Genomic DNA, 9,406 nt, shown 5'->3' on the forward strand with positions numbered 1-9,406 from the left:
CACTTGAATACCCCATTTCTCACCTCAATTTACTCAAATTCACCTACTCTGCCTTGATTCTACGCTATCGCCCAAAGATCTCAAATGGGTTCTATAGGTTTTGCTGATAATCTGGTCTCCTTCGGTCATAAAATTTGGGTAAACTTTCCAGCCATCTGTTACATAAAAGTAGCATTTCCATTTACTAACAATAGCCCATAGTGGTTCAAAACTTTTGGCGCTATGGTCGCCTAAAACCCATCCTAAAATACCTGGCTTAAAATGGTCTACCGCTTTCCACAGCGAGGTTTTATTTTTTTTTACCCACAAATGTTTGTAATTAATCTAATTCTCCCACTTCGGGATTGGTTTCTGGTTCGTAAAAATCTGGCAAGAGTTTCCCGGCTGATTTTACCCAATTAATGATTGTAGTATGATGCACATTCTTGACTCTTTCAATTGCTCTAAAACCAGGCCACTAACATACATTTTTAGACATTCACGTTTGACTTATTCCGGATATCCTCTTTGAGGCTTATAATTATCTATAAATTGTCTTTTGCATGAAACAAAAATATAATTCTGTTTGCCTTTTTTGTGGCCATTCTTATTGATGTGAGTTGAATTGCATGAGCGGGCATTGCATAATATTTCTTTTAAATGTGTGCGATCTTTGACGCTCGGAGAACAACTTCATCATACCATAGTTCAGCAACGCCAAATAGGACTTAGCACTCCGACAAAAAAAACCGGGTTTTTTGCCGAATCTGCGGGCTGCAACGAGTATTTTTGTAAAAAACCCGGTTTCTGGGCCCCCAGTAAGTCCTATTTAGAACGAACATAAAAAGACACAGAGCCGATCGAGTAAAAACTATTCACCAAAATCAACAATACTTTACCAACATAAGAGTTGACAAAACCCAAAACGCGGAAAGTAGACAGCAGCACTAACAGCATTTCAACTAAAGAAACAATTGACCCGTAGTGATTCGGATCCCAATAAGAAATCGGACTGATAAAACGGTAATTGCTGAAGGGAAAAAAGTGCCGGTGAGCGTCATCATTATGTACAGGCAAATCCCCCAAAGAGTGCAAAATTATACTCAAAAACAGAATTTGCACATTTTGCAAACCTAAATAATAAGCAATTAACCAACCGATCGCCGCCAGGGGAATCGAATGAAACAATGCAACAATATTTTGGTTCAAAGGCTCATAGTATGCTTCCGACCAGATTTTAGCTTCCGGCAAGCGAGCAATGTACTTCGCCCAAAAGTAAAATAAAAATATCGGGATATCGGGTAAGATTCCGCCTGTAACTATCAGCAAATTAAACTCAGAGTGCTGAACTCTACCGAGAATTGCGAGATTGATAATTGCGTGACTTGGTGTTTTCATGAGACAAAAATGCACCATTGGTTTGTAGTGAGGACTTTAGTCCGTCCGGAGAGGACTAAAGTCCTCACTACGAACGTTAGTACGAACCTACAAGTGAGGTTGCAGTCGATCGATCAACTGCGCCGGCTGCAACACTCCCTCAATGCGATCGACCTCAACACCATTTTTGAACAGCACCAAAGTCGGCAAAGCATAAATGTGAAACTGCGACGCCAACTGCTCGTACTTATCCGTATCAATCTTAACAACCATCAGCTTATCTTTCGTCTGACCGCTCACCTGTTCCAAAATCGGCACCATCATCTGACAGGGCCCGCACCAAGTAGCATAAAAATCTACCAGTACCGGCAAATCGGAGCTCGATAGTAACTCCTCAAAACTGTTGAACTGTTTTTGAACTGCCATCTTAAAAATCTGGTAAAGGGACGCCCATTATACCCGAAGGCTTAACGAGTAGGGAATTGTGACAACTCAATTACTGTCAACTTAAGACTAAAACCCTTGATAAATCTCGCTTTTAATCGAGTCCCGATCCCCCTAAATCCCCCGTATAGTCGGGGGACTTTGAGTGCTTCCGGTTCCCCCCGACTATACGGGGGGCTAGGGGGGATCTAGGCTTTAATCGTCAGACAGTAGACCGGTACTACATTTGACCTGTTGGTTGACACTAATACTCAAAACTGAACTCGGTAAGTCAGTATAAATTTTTTTGGTTCTGGATCGATTTTAGTGCAGAATTCTGTGAGCGTAGATTTGCGAGGACACAATTATGGAATTATTGCCAGAGACATATCAGCGATTGCGGGGTCAAGTTGCCGTTGTCACCGGTGCATCGCGGGGAATTGGGCGCGCCGTGGCTTTAAGCTTAGCAGCAGAAGGCGCTAAAGTCGCTGTTAACTATGCGAGTTCAAGCACTGCGGCTGATGAGGCGGTAGCAGAAATCATCGCAGCGGGCGGAGAAGCTGCGGCCCTTGCAGCGGATGTCTCCAAAACTGACCAAGTGGATGCACTCATCAGTAATGTCATGGAAAAATGGGGACGAATTGACATTTTGGTGAACAATGCCGGCATCACCCGCGATACTTTGCTGCTGCGGATGAAACTGGAAGATTGGCAAGCCGTGATTGATTTGAATCTCACCGGCGTATTTTTGTGTACAAAAGCTGCCAGCAAAATCATGTTGAAACAGCGCAGCGGCCGAATTATTAATATTGCTTCGGTTGCCGGTCAAATGGGAAATCCCGGACAAGCTAATTACAGCGCGGCGAAGGCTGGAGTAATTGGATTTACTAAAACTGTGGCGAAAGAGTTGGCCAGCCGCGCGATTACTGTAAATGCGGTTGCACCGGGATTTATCACTACAGATATGACCAAGGATGTCAAATCTGACGATATTTTGAAGTACATTCCCCTGGGAAGATACGGCGAAGTTGATGAAGTTGCGGGGATGGTGAAGTTTTTGGCGGCGGATGCGGCGGCGGCCTATGTTACGGGGCAGGTTTTTAATGTTGATGGGGGCATGGTGATGGCTTAAGAGGGATTGTTTTAACCGCAGATGCACGCGGATGAACGCGGATATGTGCGGTTATGAATTTATCTCAAATCCCTGTAGGTTGCACATTGAAGTCCTTCGCGCTCAATTCCTTAAATTATCTGCGTTTATCTGTGTTTGTCTGCCTAATATCGGCGGTTTTTGTATAAATTCACATCCCAAATATTTTAAGAATCCAATTCCGCACCGCAGCAAATAAACTCATCAAATTCTTGACAAAACCCTGCCAAACAGAACTTTTATCAATCTCGGAAATCTCCTCGATTTCTACGGGCAGCGGCGGCATTCCGATAACTTCGTAAAGCGGATATTCGCCGCTCTTGCCAGGGATTTTAACTGATACGCGCTGGTTGACGATCGCCAAATCCTTGATTTCCTGATAAGTCTCCTCGGAAATCAGCAAACTTGTTCCCACTTGCTTGTTTGCAGCTTCAATGCGGCTGGCCAAATTCACCGCATCCCCGATCGCCGTTACTGTCTGATTTTTCTGGGCCCCCAGATTCCCCACCACCGCTAAACCGCAGTGAATCCCAATCCCAATCCGCAACCGGTGACGGTATAAAGTCTCAAAATAGGGATTGAGTTTGTCCAATTCCTCCAGCATCTCCACGCCAGCCCTCACGGCTTGTTCCGCCGCTTTCTCTGAGTTTTCCAACCCAAACAGCGCCATAAAACCATCGCCCATATAATTATTGATCGTGCCGCCGTTGCGGTTGATAACATAACCCATTTTTTGGAAATAGCGATTTAAAATATAAATTACATCGTAGGGTAAAAGCGATTCTGCAAATGCCGTAAAGCCTCGAATATCGGCAAACAAAATGGCAATTTTCTTTTCTTGCCCCACAGGTGCAGAAATCAAGTTTCCGGCCATTTGGTCGTTAAAGGTTTCTAAGTCTTCAGAATCGATCGCCAGCCGGCGCAAAATCACCTTCCCGCCCGCCACCTGCGTCTGACACGCCAGCCTAATTTCGGGTTCTAGGCGCAATTTTTTTGCGAGCTCATCTTCCGCTGAATTGCGGGGCGAGCAAAACTCTAAACCTTCGACAATTAACACGCGACAAGTCGAACACCGGGCGCTGCCGCCGCAGGCGTGGGTGTGGGGAATCCCCGCACGCAGGGAAGATTCCAGAATTATATCGTCGTCGTCTATCTCGATCGTGCGATCGTCCGGCAGATAGTGAATCTCTGGCATATGTGGCGTTTCTAGCTAAGTAGCGAAGCATGGAGCGGACATCTTTTATTGCAGCGACTCTGTATGCAAACCCGGTTTCTCGACATTTTTTCTGCATTACCTGATTCATCCAGTATAAGTGGCGATCGGCACTTGCTCCCCGTGCCGTGAGCTCAACCGCCAAACTCACTCAGCATTAAAATCGCGATCGTACCCTGAAAACACCTCAATTCAAGCTTCATTAAAGCCTGTGAAATCAATCTCAAATCTCCCATCTAAAATCCTAAATTGACCGACATAATTCTTAATAAATTTATGATAGCCTAAAACCCAATAAATGCGTTGTCCAATCGGCGTCAACCGCCATATATTTTGAGGGTTTTGCAGGCTTTTTCGTTCTAAACCTTACTTAGTAATAGTTTGAGCTTTTTTGCTGCCTAACAACCACAAAATTTGTGTGAGATAGAATAGCAGTATCTTTAAAACCCCTATAACCATGAGTTCATCAACAGCCCTACAAAACATCGAACAGCACATCCCGCTCCTGGGAAATATCCATCTCAAAAGTCCGATCGCCTATCGAGCAACCCGCATTGCAGTCAGTGCAGTTAACGCGGTGCAAATGGCAGTAGCAGAGTCTTATATCAACGGCTTAGAAGTACCGGATTCTGTATTGCGAGGTCTTTTTGATACCTGTATGCCCGTCTTCTTTAAGTATTTTCCCTCTCTCCTCGCACCCTACGAATGGGTACTCACAGAAACAGAACATACAGCCGAAGGGCCGCGGGATTTAATGAAAATTCAGTACGACTTACCTCAAGCCATGCTGAATCCCATGTTAGGCGAGAGCAAACTGATTTATCCGAAATACAGCATGGGATTGTGGGAAAAAGGAGCCGCCAACCTGGAACAATCGCAAATGCAGATGATTGATGATGTGATTGAAAAGCTAGAGATTCAGGATGGCGATAATATTTTAGACTTTGGCTGCGGTTGGGGCTGCGTTCCCAATTACATTCTTTCCAAATTCCCCAATGTCCAGTTTACTGGCATTAACCTCAGCCACCATCAATGCGAATATATGCGTCAAAAAATGCAAGACCCAGAAAGCTACCTTAGTTCCGGTCGATTTACCCTATATGAAGGAGATTTGAACGAGGCCCAATTTGAGACAAAATTTGACAAAATTATCTCCATCGGAGTTTTTGAGCATATAGGCAATTTAACGAAAGCTTTCCACAAGCTGGCATCTTTCCTGAACGATAATGGCAAAGTTTTCATTCACATCATCACAGTTCGCACCCCTAACAATATCTCCAGCGTTTTCACCCACAAATACATTTTCCCCCACGGCCGTTACTGGAAATACGATGCCGTTCCCAGCCACAAGAAAGACCTCAAAACCATCAAACAATGGTATATCAACGGTTACAATTACTCTACAACCTTTGCTAATTGGCTGAAAAACTTTGATGACTCTCAGGCGGCAGTCAAAGATTTTGACTACGGCATCGGCTATGCCAAATTCCGCAGAATCTGGCGGTTTTACTTGATTTGGTTTGTTGCTAATTTCGCCAGTTGCGATGGTGAATATAACGGCAACGGTCAATATTTAATGGTTCATGCCTAGTCGCTGACATTCCTGGACGCATCAACCGAACCGGGTTTCTCAACACCCATAATCCGTTAATTAGAGAATCTCATCTGTAGGGAAACGGCACTGCCGTGTCCGGCGGGGAGTTAAGACAATAACAGATAATTGTTGCTACGGTTATTAAACGTAGCAACAATTTTTAATTTTTGGTATCATTGACAATTTTAGTCTATAATTAAAGTAGTGGGACTGCTAAAGAAGCAGACTTTTTAGTTGCTACACCAACCTTTGGCAATTTCAAATTAGAATCTAAAATTGACTGATGTTACAAAAAGAAGAACTGTTAAAAGGTATCGAAAACCGCGAATGTGTGGCGCGGGCATTAGACCAGGCTGAACAAGCAATTAAAACTTGGGAAGTTACTCTGACTGATTTTTTGTCGCCGCCGGAGTTGGCGGACATTCTGACGGTGTTTAAGCGCTTAACTGATGTGGAATTAGTGGCTTGGGGTGGCTACCCGCAAGCTGAAAGGCAAAGAATTGCGATCGCCCGATCGGATATCCCGATCGACTCTGGGAGTGTTAGCGTTGCTGCGGTGGAGATAGCCGGCAATTTCCTGTTTGACACCGCTAGCCACCGCGACTTCTTAGGCGCCATGCTGGGTACGGGGATTGTCCGCGAGAAAACTGGCGATGTGATTGTGTTGGGGGAACGGGGCGCGCAGGCGATCGTCATGCCCGAAATGGTAGAGTATCTGGAGATGAGTTTGCAGCAAGTGCGATCGGTTCCAGTAAAAACTCGGCGCATTGAGTTGAGCGAACTAAAAATTAGAGAACCCAAAAAGAAAGAAATGACAACCGTTGAAGCATCGATGAGATTGGATGCTGTTGCTTCTGCTGGATTCGCTATGTCTCGCAGCAAAATGGTTGAATTTATTGACAGAGGGGACGTGCGAGTTAATTGGAAAGACATCACTCAAGCTAGTTATAACGTTAAGTCGGGAGATTTAATCGCTGTTACTGGTAAGGGAAGATTGGAAATTGGGGAAGTTATGATTACTAAAAAAGAACGCTATCGAGTGCAGTTAACTCGATACTTGTAATTTTGACCACCTCGCCACCTTTCAAAGAAACCGGGTTTTTTACGAGATTTAGGGCGATAACCAATTATTTCGAGAAAAACCCGGTTTCTGGTCACCTCGTTGAACTCAAAGAAACCGGGTTTTTTACGAGATTTAGGGCGATAACGAATTATTTCGAGAAAAACCCGGTTTCTGGCCGCATCGCCACCGTTTAAAGAAACCGGGTTCACCGTTTAAAGAAACCGGGTTTTTTACGAGATTTAGGGCGATAACGAATTATTTCGAGAAAAACCCGGTTTCTGGCCACCCTATCCTTTATTCATAAACAGCTTGGCTATCGAGTTTACCAAAAGTTCTCGCGGCATAAATCGGGGCATATTTACGATGATTGGATTTGGGAATCCGCCAGTCACGACGTTAGACTCATTTTTGTCTAAAGCTTTGAGTGCATCTCGCACAACTTCATCAGCGGAAACGAGTTTTTGCCCGCTACTAGATGCCAAACCTTCGGGAAATTCTGCTGCTTTGAAAAAGTCCGATTCTGTTGGACCTGGACAAAGTGCTAAAACCCGAATTCCTAAATCTTTGTTTTCCGCCCAAAGTGCCTCGCTGAAACTCAACACAAAAGCTTTACTTGCCGCGTAAATTGATAAATACGGCATCGGTTGAAAGGCTGCAATAGAAGCCACATTGATGATACTTCCCGATCGCCTCTCCCGCATTCCCGACAAAAATAAGTGCGATAGTTCAACTAATGCTACAATATTTAGTTGCAGAATTCCTACTTGTTTGGCTAAAGGCCGATCGCCAAAAGCGCCATAATCCCCAAAACCCGCATTGTTCACCAGCAAATCAACCGTCCAACCTTTTTGAACAACCGCATCAAATACAGCAGTTGTGGCTCCTGGCGCAGTCAAATCTTGAACGATAATTTCGACCAAGATATTGAATTCCTGTTGCAGTTGAGCAGCTAGCTGCTGCAATTTGGCTTCCGAACGAGCTACCAAGATTAGATTGTGCTGGCGTTGGGCTAATTCGGCGGCAAAGGCTGCACCAATTCCGCCAGAAGCACCGGTGATTAAAGCAGTTGGCATGAAGTTAATTTTGATTGTTTGATTTGGGCTTTATATATTTTAACAATTATCTCGTATATCAGCCTGTAGAATAATTAAAAGGGAATAGGTGAGTTTTATGGGGCGTCTTACCGATCGAGCTTTTGACATTTTACGGGCCCAAGTTGACAAGTGCGCGGCTGATGATGCTCTAGCGGGTGCAGTGTACCGCAAGATGGTGATGAAGCGGCTGGAGAAATTGCGATCGCAAAACGGCACTTTCGCATCCAGAGAAGAAATCCGCGATACCTTCAAAGACGAATTTCCCAATTTCAGCGAAGAAGCTCTCAAAGCTGCTGTCAAAGCCAACCGCGCCCCCGGATTATTCGATAAAATCCTCTTGGCGGGCGGTTTGCTGGGCGCTGGGGCGGGGGTAATTTGGCTGATTAACCTGCCTTTTCCGATGATTCGCTGGCCCGTGGCGAACACCATGCCGATATTATTGTTGCCCAGCTTTATCAGTATGGATTACAATTACCGACAGGCGATCGCCCTCGTAGAACAATCCGATCAACTGGTTAACAAAGCTACGGCTGCGGCAGATTTCGACTTGGGCGAAACAAAAGTAAAAGAAGCGCAAAAACACCTCGATGCTTTGCCGGTGTGGTTCCTCGGCTATTACCCAAAGAGGTACTGCTCTTTTTCCCGCTGCACTTGGCGGTTTACACTCGATGAATTTGAAGCCGCCCGCAAAAATATCGGGCGGATGGATGTTCAAATTTTCCAGCAAAAAAATGCTTTTACTGAGTTAGATCGAGTCGAACAAACTCTCAACGCGGCGAAACAGCAGTACCAGCAAGCAAAAACTGCGGTGGATAGACAAAAAGCGAGTGGAAATTGGCAAAGTGCGATCGATCGACTCAACCAAATTCCCGCCGAAACCCTCGCCGGAAAAACAGCTAAGCAAAAACTTCAAGCAGCAGAAAGAGACTTTCAAGCAATGGGAGGAATCGCCACCGGTTCCGTGCGCGCCGACAACTTAATTGAAGCAGCAAAAGAATTTGCTCTTTCCGCCGCCGTCGCCTCTCAAAAACCGCCGCATCCAGCCGCCCAGTGGGAGCAAATAGCAGGATTGTGGGAAGAAGGAATTAACCGACTGAAAATGATTCCTGTCGATAATCCGGGCTATCTCGACGCTCAAACCAAACTCGCTGAATATCAGAAAAATCTAGGAATTTCCCAGATTAGACTGCAAGCAGAAAAGGATTCTGAAAAAGCTTTGCAAGAAGCTAAAAGCTTGTTGGCAAATTTGCAAAATAACTTAAATTCTCCCAGTCAAAATTCCGGTAACTCCCTCGGACAATTGCAACAAATTATCAATCAATTAGAATCCGTAAAACCTGGGACAACAGTTTATCCTGAATCGCAAAAATGGCTGCAATCTGCTCGCAAAAAACAGCAAGAGTGGCAAAAATAATTAGGGCTTGCTGAAAAAGTCAGAAAACAGCATTTAGAAAGATGAGTGAATTTGAGCTGGCATCGGCAATATAAGTTTTGTCAATCTTGTGATGGCAAA

Annotated in this window: 8 protein-coding genes and 1 pseudogene; 4 read left to right on the forward strand and 5 right to left on the reverse strand. The window is 44.8% G+C overall.

Annotated features, from left to right (window positions below):
* Positions 1–93: 93 nt before the first annotated feature.
* The 3 genes and pseudogenes from JGK39_RS31860 to trxA form a co-directional block, all read right to left on the reverse strand.
* A pseudogene (locus tag JGK39_RS31860) lies at positions 94–630 on the reverse strand (IS1 family transposase); the annotation flags it as partial.
* A gap of 174 nt (positions 631–804) precedes the next feature.
* On the reverse strand, positions 805–1,377 hold the full coding sequence (locus tag JGK39_RS31865; RefSeq protein WP_293261225.1) for a hypothetical protein: 573 nt from the start codon (positions 1,375–1,377) through the stop codon (positions 805–807).
* An 87-nt stretch (positions 1,378–1,464) separates the two neighbouring features.
* Entirely contained in the window at positions 1,465–1,782 is a 318-nt protein-coding gene (gene trxA / locus JGK39_RS31870; RefSeq protein ID WP_293148879.1) for a thioredoxin, read from the reverse strand.
* 364 nt (positions 1,783–2,146) lie between these two features.
* Between trxA and fabG the strand changes: the two genes are divergently transcribed.
* Positions 2,147–2,911, forward strand: coding sequence for a 3-oxoacyl-[acyl-carrier-protein] reductase (gene fabG, locus JGK39_RS31875; RefSeq protein ID WP_293261222.1), 765 nt, complete (start codon positions 2,147–2,149; stop codon positions 2,909–2,911).
* A gap of 169 nt (positions 2,912–3,080) precedes the next feature.
* Here the strand turns inward: fabG and JGK39_RS31880 are convergent, their stop codons facing one another.
* Complete coding sequence (locus tag JGK39_RS31880) at positions 3,081–4,124, reverse strand: adenylate/guanylate cyclase domain-containing protein (RefSeq protein WP_293261218.1); 1,044 nt, start codon at positions 4,122–4,124, stop codon at positions 3,081–3,083.
* Positions 4,125–4,599: 475 nt separating this feature from the next.
* On the opposite strand from JGK39_RS31880, the gene JGK39_RS31885 reads away from it, so the two are divergent.
* Together JGK39_RS31885 and JGK39_RS31890 are read left to right on the forward strand one after the other, a co-directional pair.
* The gene (locus JGK39_RS31885) at positions 4,600–5,733 is read left to right on the forward strand and encodes a class I SAM-dependent methyltransferase (protein ID WP_293261215.1); all 1,134 of its coding nucleotides are present in this window, start codon (positions 4,600–4,602) and stop codon (positions 5,731–5,733) included.
* Between the two features lie 286 nt (positions 5,734–6,019).
* Entirely contained in the window at positions 6,020–6,799 is a 780-nt protein-coding gene (locus JGK39_RS31890) for a photosystem II S4 domain protein (protein WP_293261212.1), read from the forward strand.
* Between the two features lie 287 nt (positions 6,800–7,086).
* On the opposite strand, the gene JGK39_RS31895 is transcribed toward JGK39_RS31890, so the two are convergent.
* On the reverse strand, positions 7,087–7,872 hold the full coding sequence (locus JGK39_RS31895; protein ID WP_293261209.1) for an SDR family oxidoreductase: 786 nt from the start codon (positions 7,870–7,872) through the stop codon (positions 7,087–7,089).
* Between the two features lie 97 nt (positions 7,873–7,969).
* On the opposite strand from JGK39_RS31895, the gene JGK39_RS31900 reads away from it, so the two are divergent.
* Positions 7,970–9,307: a hypothetical protein gene (locus JGK39_RS31900; RefSeq protein ID WP_293298785.1), complete on the forward strand. Its 1,338-nt coding sequence runs from the start codon at positions 7,970–7,972 to the stop codon at positions 9,305–9,307.
* Positions 9,308–9,406 lie beyond the last annotated feature (99 nt).

It is taken from the genome of Microcoleus sp. PH2017_12_PCY_D_A, from assembly GCF_020738565.1.
Taxonomy (GTDB): domain Bacteria; phylum Cyanobacteriota; class Cyanobacteriia; order Cyanobacteriales; family Microcoleaceae; genus Microcoleus.